15 protein-coding genes are annotated in these 17,423 nt (G+C 36.7%); 14 read left to right on the forward strand and 1 reads right to left on the reverse strand.

Annotated features, from left to right (window positions below; genetic code table 11):
* Window positions 1–126: 126 nt before the first annotated feature.
* Window positions 127–990 carry an acyl-CoA thioesterase gene (locus P177_RS13770; protein WP_036155627.1) on the reverse strand — a complete coding sequence of 288 codons (864 nt, stop codon included), beginning with the start codon at window positions 988–990 and terminating at the stop codon, window positions 127–129.
* A 470-nt stretch (window positions 991–1,460) separates the two neighbouring features.
* Here P177_RS13770 and P177_RS13775 point away from each other — a divergent pair, with 470 nt between their 5' ends.
* The 14 genes from P177_RS13775 to P177_RS13840 all read left to right on the forward strand — a co-directional run bounded on the left by P177_RS13775 (window position 1,461) and on the right by P177_RS13840 (window position 17,398).
* Window positions 1,461–2,642, forward strand: a complete 1,182-nt coding sequence (locus P177_RS13775; RefSeq protein ID WP_036155630.1) for an acetyl-CoA C-acyltransferase — start codon at window positions 1,461–1,463, stop codon at window positions 2,640–2,642.
* Window positions 2,643–3,080: 438 nt separating this feature from the next.
* Entirely contained in the window at window positions 3,081–5,960 is a 2,880-nt protein-coding gene (locus tag P177_RS13780) for a TonB-dependent receptor domain-containing protein (RefSeq protein ID WP_051941852.1), read from the forward strand.
* Between the two features lie 176 nt (window positions 5,961–6,136).
* Entirely contained in the window at window positions 6,137–6,739 is a 603-nt protein-coding gene (locus tag P177_RS13785; protein WP_051941853.1) for a Crp/Fnr family transcriptional regulator, read from the forward strand.
* A 167-nt stretch (window positions 6,740–6,906) separates the two neighbouring features.
* A complete protein-coding gene (locus P177_RS13790) occupies window positions 6,907–8,721 on the forward strand; it encodes an acyl-CoA dehydrogenase (protein ID WP_036155633.1) in 1,815 nt (604 codons plus the stop codon).
* Between the two features lie 105 nt (window positions 8,722–8,826).
* Window positions 8,827–9,600 carry an SDR family NAD(P)-dependent oxidoreductase gene (locus P177_RS13795; protein WP_036155635.1) on the forward strand — a complete coding sequence of 258 codons (774 nt, stop codon included), beginning with the start codon at window positions 8,827–8,829 and terminating at the stop codon, window positions 9,598–9,600.
* Between the two features lie 39 nt (window positions 9,601–9,639).
* A complete protein-coding gene (locus tag P177_RS13800; protein ID WP_036155637.1) occupies window positions 9,640–10,854 on the forward strand; it encodes an acyl-CoA dehydrogenase family protein in 1,215 nt (404 codons plus the stop codon).
* Window positions 10,855–10,913: 59 nt separating this feature from the next.
* The gene (locus tag P177_RS13805; protein ID WP_036155639.1) at window positions 10,914–11,981 is read left to right on the forward strand and encodes a phosphotransferase family protein; all 1,068 of its coding nucleotides are present in this window, start codon (window positions 10,914–10,916) and stop codon (window positions 11,979–11,981) included.
* A 5-nt stretch (window positions 11,982–11,986) separates the two neighbouring features.
* A complete protein-coding gene (locus P177_RS13810; protein ID WP_084684699.1) occupies window positions 11,987–12,370 on the forward strand; it encodes a hypothetical protein in 384 nt (127 codons plus the stop codon).
* A gap of 54 nt (window positions 12,371–12,424) precedes the next feature.
* Complete coding sequence (locus P177_RS13815; protein ID WP_036155640.1) at window positions 12,425–13,180, forward strand: SDR family NAD(P)-dependent oxidoreductase; 756 nt, start codon at window positions 12,425–12,427, stop codon at window positions 13,178–13,180.
* A 5-nt stretch (window positions 13,181–13,185) separates the two neighbouring features.
* A complete protein-coding gene (locus P177_RS13820; RefSeq protein ID WP_036155642.1) occupies window positions 13,186–13,956 on the forward strand; it encodes an enoyl-CoA hydratase/isomerase family protein in 771 nt (256 codons plus the stop codon).
* A gap of 72 nt (window positions 13,957–14,028) precedes the next feature.
* The gene (locus P177_RS13825) at window positions 14,029–15,033 is read left to right on the forward strand and encodes an NADP-dependent oxidoreductase (RefSeq protein WP_036155643.1); all 1,005 of its coding nucleotides are present in this window, start codon (window positions 14,029–14,031) and stop codon (window positions 15,031–15,033) included.
* A 105-nt stretch (window positions 15,034–15,138) separates the two neighbouring features.
* Window positions 15,139–16,113: an NADPH:quinone oxidoreductase family protein gene (locus tag P177_RS13830; RefSeq protein WP_036155645.1), complete on the forward strand. Its 975-nt coding sequence runs from the start codon at window positions 15,139–15,141 to the stop codon at window positions 16,111–16,113.
* A gap of 78 nt (window positions 16,114–16,191) precedes the next feature.
* On the forward strand, window positions 16,192–16,929 hold the full coding sequence (locus P177_RS13835; RefSeq protein WP_036155648.1) for an SDR family NAD(P)-dependent oxidoreductase: 738 nt from the start codon (window positions 16,192–16,194) through the stop codon (window positions 16,927–16,929).
* Between the two features lie 4 nt (window positions 16,930–16,933).
* Window positions 16,934–17,398, forward strand: coding sequence for a MaoC family dehydratase (locus tag P177_RS13840; protein WP_036158485.1), 465 nt, complete (start codon window positions 16,934–16,936; stop codon window positions 17,396–17,398).
* Window positions 17,399–17,423: the final 25 nt, after the last annotated feature.

Genomic DNA, 17,423 nt, shown 5'->3' on the forward strand with positions numbered 1-17,423 from the left:
AGATATTCAATAAAAATAAGGGATTACAAGCATTTAACAAATTAAAGCCAAAACACTATTTTAAAAATCTATTTAAAGGATTTTAAAAACTCGATACTAATGGAATTCTTAAAAGTTTTTAGTCACTTATTTAATACTCTGCCTCATTAAACCTTCTTGCGCAACCGAAGCAACCAAAACTCCTTTTCTGTCATAAACACTACCTCTTGCAAAACCACGAGAGTTAGATGCACTTGGGCTATCCATACTATATAACAACCATTTTGTAATATCAAAGTCTCTATGAAACCAGATGGCATGATCTAAACTGGCGTAAAACGTTTCTCCTTTATTCAACTCTTCTCGGTGTGGCAAAGTTGCCGTCGTCAGCAAATTATAATCAGAGGCATAGGCTAATAACTGTTGCTGCATGGGCAAACTAATTTCAGTAGCATCAGAAGTTTTAAGCCAAGTATTAAAGAAAGGAGAACCATTCTCTACCAACTGTGTGGTAAATTTTTCTACTGGCTTAAATTCGAACACCTTAGGCTGTATCGCTTTAAGTCTTTTATATGCGGTAGGATGTAAATCTTTTATCTCTTCAACCTGTTCTAAACTTGTGGTTAATTTCTCTGGTGGAATTAAATTGGGCATTGGAAACTGATGGTTTACTCCGTCAGTTTTTACCTGAAAAGATGCCGCCATATTAAAAATAGCTACTCCATTTTGTTTCGCCACTACTCTTCTGGTAGTAAAACTCCCCCCATTTCTAATGGTATCTACCTCATAACGGATAGGATATCTCAAATCTCCACCCAAAATAAAATAACCATGTAACGAATGGGCTATACGATCTTCTGGAACAGTTTGATAAGCAGCATGTAAAGATTGTGCTAATACTTGCCCTCCAAAAACCCTTCCCCAAGGTGCTTGGTAGTTTTGCCCTTCAAATATGGTTTCTTCTATTTTTTTTAGAGTTATCAACTCTACTAATTCCTTAATTGTCTGCATGTATAGTAACTGATTGTAAGTGGAACAATTTAAGTATAAAAAAAACAAAAGTTCGTGGTTAAACCTATTCCCTTTTGAAAATAATCTAGAAGAACCGGACTTTACATTTCTAAACTCATAGCAAATTTTACCGAATTTTAATTTTGGAAACGAGATAATCTATGCATTAAAAAACACCTTACTAAAAAAAATAACGCATAAGCTAAGAACAAAATTCTTATGAATAAACAAGATTTCATTAAACTATTATATTAAATCAATGATATAATGTTAAAATATTGATTAATTATCAATGTTTATATACCATTGTTATTAATAAGTCTAGACTACCTAAACAAATATCCACAAGTGCATATCTTTTTAATGACTAATTAAAAGATTAAAAGTGAATTCATTTAATCTCTAAAATATCGCATAAAGATTTGGTCTCAGCACTATTAATAAATATGTAAAAAACTTAAATCCTAAAAATGAAAGAAGCAGTAATTGTATCAACCGCTAGAACTCCTATGGGAAGAGCCTATAAGGGCGCTATGAATGCCACACAAACTCCAACAATGGCAGGCTGGACCATTCACGAAGCAGTAAAACGTGCTGGTGTAGACCCCGCAGAAATAGATGATGTTATTATGGGCTGTGCTTTACCTCAAGGAACATCTGGTATGAATATAGGCAGAATGGCAGCACTTGCCGGCGGTTTACCTGTAACCGTTTCTGGCATGACCATTGACCGTCAATGTTCTTCTGGTATGATGGCCATTGCAACAGCTGCAAAACAAATCTTACATGACGGTATGAGTATTACTATAGGTGGCGGAGTAGAATCTATATCTATGGTACAAAACGACCATATGAATACGTTTCATATGGTAGACAAAAAATTAAAGGCAGTCCATAAAGATGTTTATATGCCAATGCTGCAAACAGCAGAAGTGGTTGCCAAACGTTATAAAATTAGCCGCGAAGCGCAAGATGCTTACGGACTTCAATCTCAAATGCGAACCGCAGCTGCACAAGAAGCCGGTAAATTTGACGATGAGATCATACCTGTAGAAACGGTAAAGGCTATCGTAGATAAGGAAACCAAAGAAATGAGATTTCATCCTGCTTATTTAAATAAGGATGAAGGCAATAGACCTGAAACAACCGCCGAAGGTCTTGCAGGTTTGCGTTTAGTGAATGAAGGTGGTACTATAACTGCAGGTAATGCCAGCCAAATGTCTGACGGTGCATCTGCCTGTGTTTTAATGGATTCAAAATTAGCAGAACAACGTGGTGTTTCCCCATTGGGCATTTATCGTGGTATTGCGGTTGCCGGTTGCGAGCCAGACGAAATGGGAATTGGTCCTGTATATGCCATTCCAAAACTATTAAAGGCACATGGACTAAAAATGAGTGATATCGGACTTTGGGAGCTTAATGAAGCTTTTGCTGTTCAAGTACTGTACTGTCAAGAAAAATTAGGTATTCCCAATGAATTAATGAATGTTAACGGCGGTGCTATTTCCATTGGTCACCCTTATGGTATGTCGGGCTCAAGAATGGTCGCACATTCATTAATAGAAGGAAAAAGACGTGGAGCAAAATATGTAGTTTCTACCATGTGTGTTGGTGGTGGAATGGGTGCTGCCGGTCTTTTTGAAGTGGTATAATACAATCCTACAATGTAACTAATACAACCATTACTTATTTATGATATTTAAAAAAACCTCGCGGCTACATCAGCGAGGTTTTTTTATGCAGAAAAATGGTACACTAATTACGGAGACAAGCTTTTTTGACCTACACATTAAAAGCACTCCAATAATACTGTTTTCTAAATCTAACTACATTTTAAACTATTCCACAACCTCTAGCTAATAAAATTGTTTTCCTCAATGAAATAGATTTCAAAAGCAATTGCTTAGCTGTGAATCCTTATACAAATTACAATATCATCAGTTTTAATTTAAGTCACTAAAAAGACCATAAAATTATCATTTACATAAAATTTTAATATAAAAATTATTAAATTAATTTATTAAACTAGTTTAATTTAATTATTCAATAATTGACATATATTAGGGCGAACATTAAACCAATCAACCAAAATGAAAAAATTCCTCTTAACAACATTGGCAATTTTTGCACTTTCAACACTCGCTCTTACAGCACAAACCACAATTTCTGGAGTCATTACAGATTCAGAAATAGGCGAACCCTTAATTGGCGCCAACGTTATAATTCAAGGAACTAATATAGGTGCAAGTACAGATTATGATGGTAAGTTTTCAATAACCAGCAATGAACCGTTACCTTGGAACTTATCGATTAGTTACGCCGGCTATGCTTCTAAAATTATGCCGGTAACAAGTGCTAACACCAATTTAAAATATGATTTAAAACAAACAGCTTTTATTGTAGATGAAGTTGTAATATCTGCTTCACGTAGAAGAGAAAAAGTACAGGAGGCACCCGCTTCGGTCACCGTCCTTTCAGCTAAAAAATTAGTAGGCTCACCACAAATTGATGCCGCAAGAAATTTGGTGAATGTACCTGGTGTTACCGTTCAACAGCAATCTGGCTCTAGAATGAATTTTGAAATGAGGGCAGCTGCTAGTACCTTTAGTACAAGAGTATTTCCTATTAAAGATTACAGGAGTTTAGTGGCTCCAGGAAATAATACCTTTCAATCAGACAAATCTGGACTCAGTAATATTGATATTGAAAGAATTGAAGTGGTTAGAGGTGCAGGTTCTGCACTTTATGGACCAGGAGTAACTTCTGGTGTAATACATTTTATAACCAAAGGCGCAATAGACAACCCTGGTACCACTCTTCAAGTTTATGGTGGTGAATTAAATACATATGGAGCCGCCTTAAGACATGCTACCAAAGTTTCTGATAAATTCGGTTTCAAAATAAATCTCCAATACAATAGAGGTGATGAATTTACACTTGATGGTTCTGAAGGCACAACCGCAGCTGATGGAACATTTACTAGGCAAATAGATAAGTTTCAATCTACCATTGTACAACCTTCATTAACATCTACAGGTGTAGTAGATGATAGTAGTCCTGGTAAAACAATCCTAGAATTAACCCCTAGAGCAGATGGAAATGTAATGCAAGATTATTATTGGAATATGGGTTCAGATATCACATTGGAATTCCGTCCGCAAGATGATTTAAGTATCATTGTAGCAGGTGGATTAAATCAATCTTCTTCTGTGTTCTATAATGATTTGGGAGAAGGTCTATCACAACCGCAAGAAATTTGGGGACAGGCAAGAATGCAAAAAGGTGGATTGTTTGCTCAATTTTATACTACTCACACTAATTTTGGCCCTGAAGACAGACCTATATTCTTATATCAAACAGGAAATAGAACCCCATTAGCTCTAAAACAATACGAAGGGCAATTGCAATACAACTTCGATATTCCTGATTTTTTAAATTCAAATTTTACGGTTGGGTCAGATTACCGTCTTACTAAAACAGATACCGAGGGATTAGTGCATGGTAGAAATGAAGACGATGATGATTATAATGTATTCGGTATTTATGCACAGGGTAAATTTGAATTGGCGAAAAAGTTAGATTTAGTTTTAGCAGGACGTTTTGATAAATTTAATATTCCTGACGAGACTGCCATTGCTCCTAGAATTGCATTAGTGTATAAGGCAAGTCCAAAACATACCTTTAGAGCTTCTTTTAATAATGCTAGCTTCTCTCCTTCTGCGTCTGAATGGAATTACGATTTCCCAGTAAATTCTCCTGTTCCGGGCTTTTTTGATTTTTGGTTAGCTGGGTCAAATGACATTCATTCATTTGATAATGCAACAAGTATCGAATTTTTAAATCATAATGTAACGGCTGCTGGTATAAGTGCGGCGACCGGTATACCCATTGAGTCCCTAACACCTCTTGCCGGTGCACTTCCACAAGAATTACCAAAGGAGTTATTAGGTACTGGAGGTCTTACAAATGAATTTGTACATCAATTTGCGTCAGGCTCATTAATTGCTGCTATGCAAGCCAACGGTTTAGAAGATTTTATTGATGATATTCAAGGCGTGTTGGCAAATAGCCCTACAGGAAATAACGGAACATTTCTTGGAATCAACGCATTGGAAGGCGGTGCACCTAATAATAATTTAACCAATACAGTACGTGGGGTAATAGCAACTTCTAAGACTTATGAAGTTGGTTACAAAGGAATTATAGGTGATAAATTTTCTGCTTCTCTTGATTTGTATGCTATTACAGAAAGAGGCGGTTTTGACTTTACAGCAATTGCTCCGTTAATTGGTTTGACCGAATTTAGCCAAGACCCTTTCTTAGCTAAGACCGGGGAATTAATTGGCGCTTTGGTCGAAGCAGGATTATCTCAAGAAGTAGCAACTGGATTAGTTTCGCAGGCATATGCAGGTACTGCCGCTTTAATACCAAACTTTTATTCAACAGGTAGTGTTGAAACTAATAGAGTGCCACAAGATGATGGAATCTTACATGTTGCTGCAGGTTACAGAGTTTTTGATGCTCCTTATACAAGATATGGCGCAGATTTAGGTCTGCAATATTTTGCATCGGATAAGTTAACATTCTTCGGCAACTATTCTTGGGTTAATGCTTCTGAATTTGAAAGGGAACAAGGTGACGGTACCGCCCCATTTACTACCTTTTTAAATGCACCTGCAAATAAATATCGATTAGGTGCAAATTATGGAGCAGAAAAAGGAATTAGAGCAAACGTATCTTTTCAACATGATGATGCGTTTACTGCAAGTGCCGGACAATTTTCTGGGGAAGTACAAGAAAAAAACTTAGTAGATGCTGGTATCGGTTATGTTTTTGACAATGGACTAGCGGTAGACCTATCCGCTCAAAATTTATTTGACAATGAATATAGAGCTTTGGTCAATATGCCTGCAATCGGTAGAAGAGTTATTGCGAAATTAACGTATAACTTCGGCGGCAATAAAAATTAAAAAAAAGACCGGTAGAATTACTAGCTGATAATCTTTTTATTTTCAATGTAATAGGTTGACGGATCGGTCAATTATTTTGTAGGACACATGTTATTTCTTTAACCGCTCTCATTAAGAAATTTCTAAATTCAACAAAATTCTTATATTTATAAAGTCCCAAAAGGTATTTATAAATAATGACTGCATCCGCTTCCATAGATTATCTTAAAAATCTTAAAAATAAAATTCTCTCATATACAGAGGTGGACGAAGAACTTTTGAATCACTGGCTACGCTATTATAAAAGAATAGATGTTAAAAAGGGTGATACCTTAATTTCTCCCGGGCAAATGGTAGAGCACTTTTACTATGTTGCAAAAGGCTGTATTTACTATTATAAATTGGAAGAAGGTGAGCAAAAAGTGCTTGAATTCTATACAGAGGATATCTTTTTTACAGACTTACCCGCTTACGTAAAAGAAACACCTTCAGACTATTATTTAAGAGCTTCTGAAAATACAGTCGTTTATGCCATACTAAAGACCGATGGTGAAAACTCTTTTAAAAAATCTCATCAATTGGAACGTTTTGGTCGCCTGTCAATGCAAGAAGCCTTTATGAAAATATTTACTCGGGTAGAGCGATTAAGCAACAGAACCAATGAGGAACGTTATTTGCGCTTATTGGAGAAAAGACCTGATCTACTCCAAAGGGTGCCACAGTACCTAATTGCTTCATATTTAGGGCTAACACCTGTAGGACTTTCAAAGATTAGAAAGCGAATTAGCATTTCTCAATAAAGCCAATTATATTAAGAACTACTCATTTTAAGCCTGTTTTACACCCTTTATATTATCATAATCGCAAAATTTTAACTTAATATTTTTATTTTATTAAACTGGTTTAATAAGTTTCATATGAATTAATTCTAAATTGTCGTACGATAATTTCAAAGACAAAATTAGATATGGCAAACCAATATGTAGATTTAGAAACCCTTAAATTTTTATTATATAAAGTACATAACGTGCAAGAAGTTCTTGATCAAGAACGATATGCAGAGTATGACAAAGAGTCTATAGAAATGCTCTTGAATTCTGTTAAGGACTTTTCTGATAAAGAACTCTTTCCGTATTTCAGAGAAATGGATGAACAACCTGCCCATTTTAAAGATGGTGAAATTGTTGTTCATCCACAGGTAAACAAATACATGAAGGCTGCTGGTGAAATGGGCTTTATTTCCGGCTCTTTTTCTTATGAAGATGGTGGTATGCAATTACCGCAAATGGTCTTAAATGCTTCTGCTTTTATTCAAGAAGCAGCTAACAACCACCTACCTGGTTATGTTGGACTTACGGTTGGTTCTGCCGAATTAATAACCCATTTTGCAAATAAAGAATTAAACGAAACCTATGTGCCTAAAATGATGGAAGGTACTTGGGGCGGCACCATGTGTTTAACAGAACCACAAGCTGGTAGTTCATTATCGGATATAGTAACTTCTGCTACCCCAGATGGCGATTCATATAAAATTCACGGACAAAAAATATTTATCTCTGGAGGAGATTACACTGGTGCGCAAAATATTGTTCACTTGGTTCTAGCTAGAATAAAAGGTGCTCCGGCCGGTACTAAAGGAATTTCACTGTTTGTAGTACCTAAAAAGAGACCAACAGAAGACGGAGGCTTAACTCCAAACGATGTGACCACAGTGGCTGATTTTCAGAAAATGGGACAGCGAGGTTATTGTACTACACACCTGTTCTTTGGTGATAAAGAGGATTGTAAAGGCTGGTTAGTGGGTGAACCTCACCAAGGTCTTAAATATATGTTCTTGATGATGAACGGTGCCAGAATTGGTGTTGGTAGAGGTGGTGCAGCAATTGCAACGGCAGCTTACCACGCTTCTTTAAATTATGCAAATGAAAGACCTCAAGGGCGTAAGTTGACAAGTACCGGTAAAAAAGATGCCAATGAAGAGCAAACACTGATAATCAACCACCCGGATGTAAGAAGAATGTTATGGCTACAAAAAGCAGTATCAGAAGGTTCTTTGAGCCTTATCTTTTTAGCTGCTAAATATCAAGATCTTTCATTATCAAGTACAACAGCTGATGACAGAGAGAAATATAGATTGCTATTGGAAATTTTGACTCCCGTTGTTAAAACCTATCCATCAGAAATGGGCAAAGCATCTGTAGATAATGGCGTACAAGTTTTAGGCGGATATGGTTTCTGTTCAGATTATGTATTACAACAATACCTAAGGGATATTAGAATTTTTGCACTTTACGAAGGTACTACAGGGATTCAATCTCAAGATTTATTGGGCAGAAAGATTACCATGAACAATGGTAAAGCTTTACAATTATTATCCGAAGAAATCAAAAACTCCATTACAGCTAGCATGGCTCATGATTCTTTAGCACCTTACGCTAAGAAATTAGCTTCTAAATTAGAATTAACACAAGAGGTATTACAATCATTAATGGGCTTTGCCATGAAAGGTGATTATCAACGTTTCTTAGCTGATGCCACTCCATTTATGGAATTTTTCAGCAACATTTTAATAGGTTGGTTATGGCTAGATTTAGCCAGGGAAGCGCAAAATGCCCTAGTAACGGGCAATACCGATAATAGTACAGAATTCTACGAAAGTAAAATCCATACCATGCAGTTTTATTTTAAATATGAGCTACCAAAAACTTCAGGGCTAGCAGAAATTTTAAAAGATAATAGGGAAGCCTTAACCATAGGTACAGATAAAGAAGTATTTGCATAATTTACTGCACTAACCATTAACATGAGCGCAGACAGAGAGGCATCTTACTAAGGTGCCCTTCTGCAATCATTATTTAATTAAACAAGTAGCAACCAATAGTATAAAATGAGTATAAAACAAAGATTTGATGTTACTGGCAAAGTAGCAATAATAACAGGCTCTAGTAAAGGAATTGGACTTTCTATAGCAAAAGGATTAGCTGAAAACGGTGCAAAGGTAGTCATCAGTAGCAGAAAACAAGATGCTGTTGATGCCATTGCAAAAGAGTTGAACGAAGCTGGCTTTGATGCAGTGGGTATTGCATGCCATATTGGTGATCCAGACCAATGTGAAGCTTTAATCAATAAAACCATAGAAAAATTTGGCAGAATAGACATACTGGTAAACAACGCTGCTATTAACCCATATTATGGTCCCTTAGAAGCTTCCGATAACGAAGTTTTTGACAAAATTATGAATGTAAATGTAAAGGCGCCTTGGCTGCTTTCAAACTTAGCACAACCGCATATGAAAACACAAGGTGGTGGCAGCATTATCAATATCTCTTCCGTAGAAGGAATTCACCCCGGTTTTAATCTTGGCTTATACAGTATTTCAAAATCAGCATTAATAATGCTATCAAAGAATCAAGCAAAAGAATGGGGAAGACATGGTATCCGCTCTAATGCGGTTTGCCCTGGATTGGTTAAAACGAAGCTTAGTGAAGCACTTTGGTCAAATGATAAATTGGCTGCAGGTTACAAAGCAGTAGTACCTTTAAAAAGAATTGCAGTACCAGATGAATTAGCGGGAGTGGTCATGCTTTTAGCCTCTGATGCCGGCTCTTATATGACAGGTGGTGTGTATGCTGTAGATGGTGGTTATTTAATCTCAGGATAAGAAAAGAACTCAGTATTAAGTTGATAAAATAAAAAGCTAATGAATTTCGAACATAGCGAAAAAGCAATTGCATTACAGAAAAAAGTACAAGCTTTTGTGGATGAACACATTCTTCCAGTGGAAGCTGAGGTTGATGCTTTTCATCACCATCCGGATAATGCTTGGAAAAAATGGCCAGGATTAGAAGGCTTAAAGCAAAAAACAAAAGATGCTGGTTTATGGAATTTATTTCTACCTAAAGCTTACGGCGATTTAAGTCCAGGATTAACAAATTTAGAATATGCACCGTTAGCTGAAATAATGGGTCGTACCATATGGGTTCCAGAAATATTTAATTGTAATGCCCCTGACACGGGAAACATGGAAGTACTTGCTAAGTATGGCACTCCCGCTCAGCAAAAACAATGGTTAAAGCCTTTAATGAATGGTGAAATACGTTCTGCTTTTTTAATGACAGAACCAGAAGTTGCATCTTCTGATGCAACGAATATTGAGACCTCCATAGTTGCCGATGGCGATGAATATATTATAAACGGTAAAAAGTGGTGGTCGTCAGGTGCTATGAACCCCAATTGCAAAATTAGTATTGTAATGGGAAAAACAGATTTTGATGCCCCAAGACACCAGCAACAGAGTATGATATTAGTTCCTATGGATACCCCAGGTCTAAAAATAATTAGACACTTACCTGTTTTTGGGTATTCTGACTCTCCAGAAGGGCATGCTGAAATTTTATTGGAAAATGTTCGTGTACCAAAAGAAAATCTATTGGTAGGTGAAGGACAAGGTTTTGCTATTGCTCAAGGTAGATTGGGACCAGGTAGAATTCACCATTGCATGCGCCTGATCGGTATGGCACAAAGGTCTCTTGAAATTATGGCAGAGCGCACCACAAAAAGAAAACCTTTTGGTAGAACATTAGACACCTATAGTAGCATACGACAAGATATTGCCAGTTCTGCGTGTGAAATAGAACAAACACGATTGCTAGTACTATCTGCTGCGGACAAAATGGACAGACTAGGTAATAAAGAAGCTAAAGATCTAATTGCGATGATAAAAATTGTTACACCAAAAATGACCTTAAAAGTAATTGACAGAGCTATTCAAATTTTAGGTGGTATGGGTGTTAGCAACGACACTCCTTTAGCACACTTTTATGCCGCTGCAAGAACCCTTAGGTTGGCAGACGGACCTGATGAGGTGCATATGAGCCAACTTGGTAAAAATGTCATAAAAAGATATGCCAAATAAATAAAACGATAATTAAAAATTTAAAAGCTTCCCTCCTACTTGGGAAAGAAAATAAAAATATGAATATAAAACCGGTTAGAAAAGGTGAAGAATTACAAGAAATTAATCTTAAGAAATTTCTTCTTGAGCACAACTTAATTGCAGATAGCGATAGTCCACTTCAAGTAGAACAATTTGCCAATGGTTTTTCTAATCTTACTTACTTATTAAAAATTGAAAATAAGGAATACGTCTTACGTCGACCTCCATTTGCTGCACCAAAACGAGGACATGATATGAGTCGAGAATACAAGGTTATTTCAAACTTAAATACTGTATTCGATAAAACCCCTAAAGCATATACATATACTGAAGACACTACAATTATTGGAGCTCCATTTTACATCATGAGTAAAGTAAAAGGGATTATCCTGACTGCTAGAGAAGCACATAAACTACAAATTACTCCACTAGAGTTCAAGACCATTTCCAATACATGGCTAGATACTTTTGTAGCTTTTCACGCAATAGATTACAAAGCAGCAGGATTAGAAAACTTGGGACGTCCTGAAGGTTATGTGGAGCGACAAGTAACCAATTGGAGCAAACAATATGTAGCTGCCGCAACAGATGATGTCCCTACTGCCGGGAAAGTCATGAAATGGATGGCAGAAAATCAACCCAAAACCTATGATCACACTTTAATACACAATGATTTTAAATATGACAATGTGGTTTTTAAGGACAATAGCTGGAAAGAAATTGCAGCTATTCTAGATTGGGAAATGTGTACACTTGGTGACCCTTTAATGGACCTAGGTACTTCTTTGGGGTATTGGACCACGTATGCAGACCCAGATTTCATGAAGCAAGGCCTACAGTCTCCAACGGTTATGGAAGGTAATCCTCTTCGTGCAGAGGTTGTACAGCAGTATGCCTTAAAAAGTGGACGAAATGTAGATAACCTAATTTTTTATTATGCCTACGGATTGTTCAAAATTGCTGTAATCGCTCAGCAAATCTACTATCGCTATAAAAATGGACATACGAGCGACCCAAAATTTGCGCACCTAAACAAAGCATCTGAATTATGCTGTAAAACAGCTTGGGAGGCAATTCAAAAAAAACAAATCGATAATTTATTTTAAAATATTTGAAAACAATATCACATCATAAAATTAATCAAGAACAGTTAAAAGCCTTTTCGCTATTACCTGCAGGTAAACCTGTGGTGATGATGAACTTGCTAAAATTTAAAGATACGGTTGCAGAAACCGGATTATCTGGAGCAGAATCTTATAAAGAGTATATGAAAGCGGCTATGCCCTACTTTCAAAAAGCGAACGCTGAAATTCTTTATATGGGAAAACCTCAACGAATATTAATCGGACCTGAAGATGAAGCGTTATGGGATAAAATATTACTCGTAAAATATAACTCTACAGCTGATTTTTTATGGATGATAAAAGCAGAAGGTTATCCCACACATTTTAGAGATCAGTCTTTACAGGATTCCAGATTAATTCAATGCGATTGAAAATTTGAGATTTAAAATATAAGCACTTAGAATACTAAGGTTAAAATAGAAGAAATGAATTTAGAAGATAAAGTAGTAATTATAACTGGTGCCGGAAGCGGTATTGGTGCAGCAGCGGCTAAACTATTAGGTGAACGCAAAGCAAACGTAGTGGTTTCAGACATCAACCTGGATAACGCCGAAAAAATTGCTGATGAAATCAAAAAAAACGGCGGCAAAGCATTTGCCATTAAAACTGATGTTACAAAATATGAAGAGATAGAAGAACTGATATCTCAAACAGTATCAAAATACGACCGTGTTGATGTCATTGTAAACAATGCCGGTATTGGTGGCAAGCATCAATTAAAAACTGCAGAGCACACACATGAAGATTGGCATAATGTTATTGCTGTGAACCAAACAGGGGTCTTTTACTGCATGCAAGCAGCTCTTATACAAATGACGAGGCAAGGTCATGGCAACATAATCAATGTAGCTTCTTTAGCGGGGCTTAAAGCTTCTGGAAATAATCTTTCATACAGTGCAAGCAAATTCGCCGTGGTAGGTATGACCAAATCCGCAGCTTTGGAATATGGTAGTAAAAATATTCGCATTAACGCGGTTTGCCCAGGTTACACACATTCTGCATTATTAGACCAACTGCTAAGCGTTAGACCTGACATGGGTGATTTGCTAAAAAGAATGATCCCTATGAAGAGATTTGGTGAAGCCAATGAAATTGCAGAAGGCATTTGCTTTCTGGCTTCTGATAATTCTAAATTTATGACAGGACAAACATTAACACTAGACGGAGGAACTTCCTTATAAAATATATGAAGACATTAGAAATAACTTATAAAGACGAGTACGCTATTGTACAGATGAACCGTGGAAAGGTAAACGCTATTAATGCGGAAATGGTTTCAGAAATGAGAGAAATTTTCAAAACTATAGCTGCAAATAACAAGGTAAAAGGTGTTATCCTTACTGGTCAACCGCATTATTTTTCTGCAGGATTGGACTTAATTGAACTCTTTCAGTATGACAAAAATCAAATTAGCGATTTCTTCTCTGCCTTTGGTAGTTTGTATTTAGAACTGGTACAATTTAAAAAACCTTTTATATCTGCTATAACCGGTTATTCTCCTGCTGGAGGATGCGTTTTAGCAGTTGCCAGCGATAATCGGTACATGGCAGATGGGGAAAAATATGTTATAGGACTCAACGAGGTTGCCGTAAATATTCAGATTAGTCAAAACCTGACAGAGGTCTATGCATTTTGGATGGGTGACGGATTAGCAAGCAGATATATTTTAGAGGGAAAATTGTTAACTGGTAAAGAAGCGCTTTCTGCCGGTTTGGTAGATGAATTGGTTCCGTTAGAAAATGTTTTGGAACGTGCTGAAAAGCAAATGCGACTTTACATGAAAGCAGACCAGCAAATTTGGAGAAATACCAAAGCGAAAATACGAAAACACCTTCTTGAAAAATTAGATGTAAATGGAGAAAACTCCCTAAAAGAAGCAGCAGAACTTTGGTGGAAACCCGAAATACGAGCAAAGATGAAAGCCTATGTAGAAAGTTTTTCAAGTAAGAAAAAATAAACACTCAACGATTATAAATTAAAATCAATCAGATTCTAACTCTTATCAGATTGATCATAAAATAACTAACTCATGAACAAACAATTATTATTTGTAAAAAGACCAACAGGTGACGCAGACGCTTCTACATGGTCATTAGTGTCTAATCCTATCCCTAAAATAAAAGAAGGAGAAGTATTATTACAACAACATTATGTCTCGCTTGACCCTGCCATGCGCGGTTGGATGAATGAAGCAAAATCATACATACCGCCTATGGAAATAAATTCGGTAATGCGAGCGGGTTCTGTTGGTCAGGTAATAGAAGCTAACAATCACCCAGAATTTAAAGTAGGTGATTATGTTGCCGGTTATGCCGGTGTGCAACAATATATTGCTACAAATGCAGACGGCTATTACAAAGTAGACCCAAAACTGGCACCATTACCCACTTACATTGGCACTTTAGGAATGCCTGGAATGACCGCATACTTTGGCATTACAGAGGTAGGTAAATTAAAAGAAAGTGACATTGTTTTAGTTTCTGGTGCAGCCGGTGCCGTTGGTAGTATTGTTGGGCAGGTTGCTAAAATAAAAGGATGTAAAGTAGTAGGGATTGCAGGCGGTACTGATAAGTGCAAATACGTTGTTGACGAACTAGGTTTTGATGCCTGTATTGATTATAAAAATGAAGATGTTAAACAACGATTAAAGGAAGAATGCCCTAAAGGATTAGATATCTATTTTGATAATGTTGGTGGCGAAATACTTGATATAGCCTTAGGTAGATTGCGCATGAATGCAAGAATAGTTATTTGTGGCGCCATATCACAATACAACAACAAAACCGAAATAAAAGGACCTAGCAACTACCTATCCTTATTAGTAAACAGAGCAAGCATGACAGGTATGGTTGTTTTTGATTATGCGGATAGATATGCTGAAGGTGCTAAAATTTTAGGTGGCTGGATGGCTCAAGGCAAACTAAAAAGTAAAGAGGACATCTACGAGGGAATTGAAAATTTTCCCGAAACCTATAGCCGTCTTTTTTCTGGTGACAAGATGGGTAAATTGGTGTTGAAAATAATAGAGGAATAAATAATAAAATACAAGCACAAATACAAAAATCAAATTCAGAAAGACAAAAGCTGAAATTTGAATTGGTAGTTGAGTTTGACTTTTAAATTTTGAATTTTAATAGGTATGAAAGCAATACGGTGTAAAAAATTTGGTCCCCCCTCTTCTTTATCACTAGAAGAGGTCGATAATTTAAGTCCGAAAGCAAAAGAAGTTTTAGTAGAAGTAAAAGCATGTGGATTAAATTTTCCCGATACATTGATTATTCAAGGTCTGTATCAGTTTAAACCAGAATTACCTTTTACCCCGGGTAGTGATGTAGCCGGTATCGTTAAAGAAGTTGGCGACGGAGTCTCGCATTTAAAAGTGGGTCAAGAAGTATTTGGTTTTGTAGCACATGGTGGCTTGGCAGAAGAGGTATTAATACCTGCTAACGCATGCTTTCCAAAACCTCCCCAAATGGATTTCCCTATTGCAGCTTCATTCTTGATGGCTTACGGTACGTCATATCATGCATTAAGAGACAGAGGTAATTTGAAAGAAGGAGAAACACTTTTGGTTTTAGGTGCCTCTGGTGGTGTAGGCTTGGCAGCTGTTGAATTAGGGAAGCTTATGGGAGCTAAGGTTATTGCAGCAGCTTCTACGGATGACAAGTTGGCTCTATGTAAAGAATATGGTGCCGATGAAATAATAAATTACACCACACAAGACCTTAAAGCTTCTATAAAGCAATTAACAGATGGTAAAGGTGTAGATGTTATATATGACCCTGTTGGCGGAACATATTCAGAAGCCGCTTTTAGAGGTATAGCACGAAATGGCAGGTATTTAGTAGTAGGGTTTGCCGCAGGCGATATCCCTAAAATTCCGCTTAATCTTCCCCTTTTAAAAGAAGCTTCAATTGTCGGTGTTTTTTGGGGTGCATTTGCCATGAAAGATGCTAAAGCGAATATGCAAAATACAATGGCTTTAATGAAATGGCATGCCGAAGGAAAACTAAAACCACATATCCACGCCATTTATAATTTGGAAGATACGGCCACGGCACTTGAAGAAATGACCGACAGAAAAGTGAAGGGTAAATTGATTGTTAAAACCTGAAAGAGAAAGTAACAAACAGCGAAGCATTCTTAACATAACAATTCTATTAACAATATAAGAATAACGAAACAGAACATCATGAGATTAGAAAACAAAATAGCAGTAGTAACAGGCGGTTCTAGAGGAATAGGACAAGCAATATCAGAACTTTTTGCAAAAGAAGGTGCAACCGTAATAATAGTTGATTTATTGCCGGAAGGACAAACCGTAGCAGATGATATTAACGCTAGTGGCGGTAAAGCAGAATTTCACGCCGTGTCAGTTACAGACAAAAAGGCTATTGAAAGTCTTTTTGCATCTATAAACGAAAAGCACGGAAAACTGGATATATTAATTAATAATGCAGGAATTACAAGAGATAAAACTCTTGAAAAAATGAGTGAAGAAGAATTTGATTCTGTAGTAAACGTAAATCTAAAAGGAGTCTTTTTGTGTACCCAGGCCGCAGCACCTTATATGAAAGCCAATAAATATGGTAGAATAGTAAGTGCAGCTTCTAATGTTGGTTTAAGGGGGAATTTTGGTCAAACCAATTATGCCGCAACAAAGGCAGGAGTAATTGCAATGTCAAAAACATGGACTATGGAACTTGGTAAACATGGGATAACAGCCAATGCAATTGCGCCTGGTTTCACCATGACAGACATGGTTGCCAAAATACCAAAAGAACATTTTGCTGCAATTGAAGCAAGTATACCGTTAAAGACCGTTGCACAGCCAATTGATATTGCTTATGGATATCTATACCTAGCATCAGACGAGGCTAGGTTTGTTTCAGGAATTTGTTTAACGATAGATGGTGGAACTTCAAGATAATAACATGGCAAAATTAGAGATAGAGGATTTTAAGGTATTTAGAACATTAGAAGGCAAACCACTTCCTGAAGGTGATTGGATGATAGTAACCCAAGAAATGATCAACGATTTCGCAAAAGCGACCGGTGACCATCAATGGATTCATGTAGATGTTGAAAAAGCTACCAAGTACTCCCCTTTTAAAAAACCTGTTGCACATGGTTTTATGTCGATTTCTATGCTTTCAAAAATGTTAGAAGATCTTATTTCGGTAAAGTCAGTTAAAATGGGTGTTAATTACGGATTGAATAAAGTTCGGTTTCCTAGTCCCGTATTGGTTGATAGCCGCCTTCGATTAGTAGGCAATATTGCCAACATTGAAGAATACGGCGATAACGGATTAAAAGTTACATGGAACTGTACCGTTGAAATTGAAGGTTCAGAAAAACCAGCCTGTGTAGCAGAATTTATCAGTCTTATGTTCTCATAAGACCTTAATAATCATAGTTATGTAA

Source organism: Maribacter forsetii DSM 18668, from assembly GCF_000744105.1.
GTDB classification, from domain to species: domain Bacteria; phylum Bacteroidota; class Bacteroidia; order Flavobacteriales; family Flavobacteriaceae; genus Maribacter; species Maribacter forsetii.

Excerpts from the sequence above, each read along its gene's own strand:
- P177_RS13815 (WP_036155640.1), top strand. The coding sequence starts at position 12,425 with ATGAATTTAGAAGATAAAGTAGTAATTATAACTGGTGCCGGAAGCGGT.
- P177_RS13780 (WP_051941852.1), top strand. The coding sequence starts at position 3,081 with ATGAAAAAATTCCTCTTAACAACATTGGCAATTTTTGCACTTTCAACA.
- P177_RS13790 (WP_036155633.1), top strand. The coding sequence starts at position 6,907 with ATGGCAAACCAATATGTAGATTTAGAAACCCTTAAATTTTTATTATAT.
- P177_RS13800 (WP_036155637.1), top strand. The coding sequence starts at position 9,640 with ATGAATTTCGAACATAGCGAAAAAGCAATTGCATTACAGAAAAAAGTA.
- P177_RS13835 (WP_036155648.1), top strand. The coding sequence starts at position 16,192 with ATGAGATTAGAAAACAAAATAGCAGTAGTAACAGGCGGTTCTAGAGGA.
- P177_RS13795 (WP_036155635.1), top strand. The coding sequence starts at position 8,827 with ATGAGTATAAAACAAAGATTTGATGTTACTGGCAAAGTAGCAATAATA.
- P177_RS13775 (WP_036155630.1), top strand. The coding sequence starts at position 1,461 with ATGAAAGAAGCAGTAATTGTATCAACCGCTAGAACTCCTATGGGAAGA.
- P177_RS13840 (WP_036158485.1), top strand. The coding sequence starts at position 16,934 with ATGGCAAAATTAGAGATAGAGGATTTTAAGGTATTTAGAACATTAGAA.
- P177_RS13785 (WP_051941853.1), top strand. The coding sequence starts at position 6,137 with ATGACTGCATCCGCTTCCATAGATTATCTTAAAAATCTTAAAAATAAA.
- P177_RS13830 (WP_036155645.1), top strand. The coding sequence starts at position 15,139 with ATGAAAGCAATACGGTGTAAAAAATTTGGTCCCCCCTCTTCTTTATCA.
- P177_RS13825 (WP_036155643.1), top strand. The coding sequence starts at position 14,029 with ATGAACAAACAATTATTATTTGTAAAAAGACCAACAGGTGACGCAGAC.
- P177_RS13805 (WP_036155639.1), top strand. The coding sequence starts at position 10,914 with ATGAATATAAAACCGGTTAGAAAAGGTGAAGAATTACAAGAAATTAAT.
- P177_RS13770 (WP_036155627.1), bottom strand. The coding sequence starts at position 990 with ATGCAGACAATTAAGGAATTAGTAGAGTTGATAACTCTAAAAAAAATA.
- P177_RS13820 (WP_036155642.1), top strand. The coding sequence starts at position 13,186 with ATGAAGACATTAGAAATAACTTATAAAGACGAGTACGCTATTGTACAG.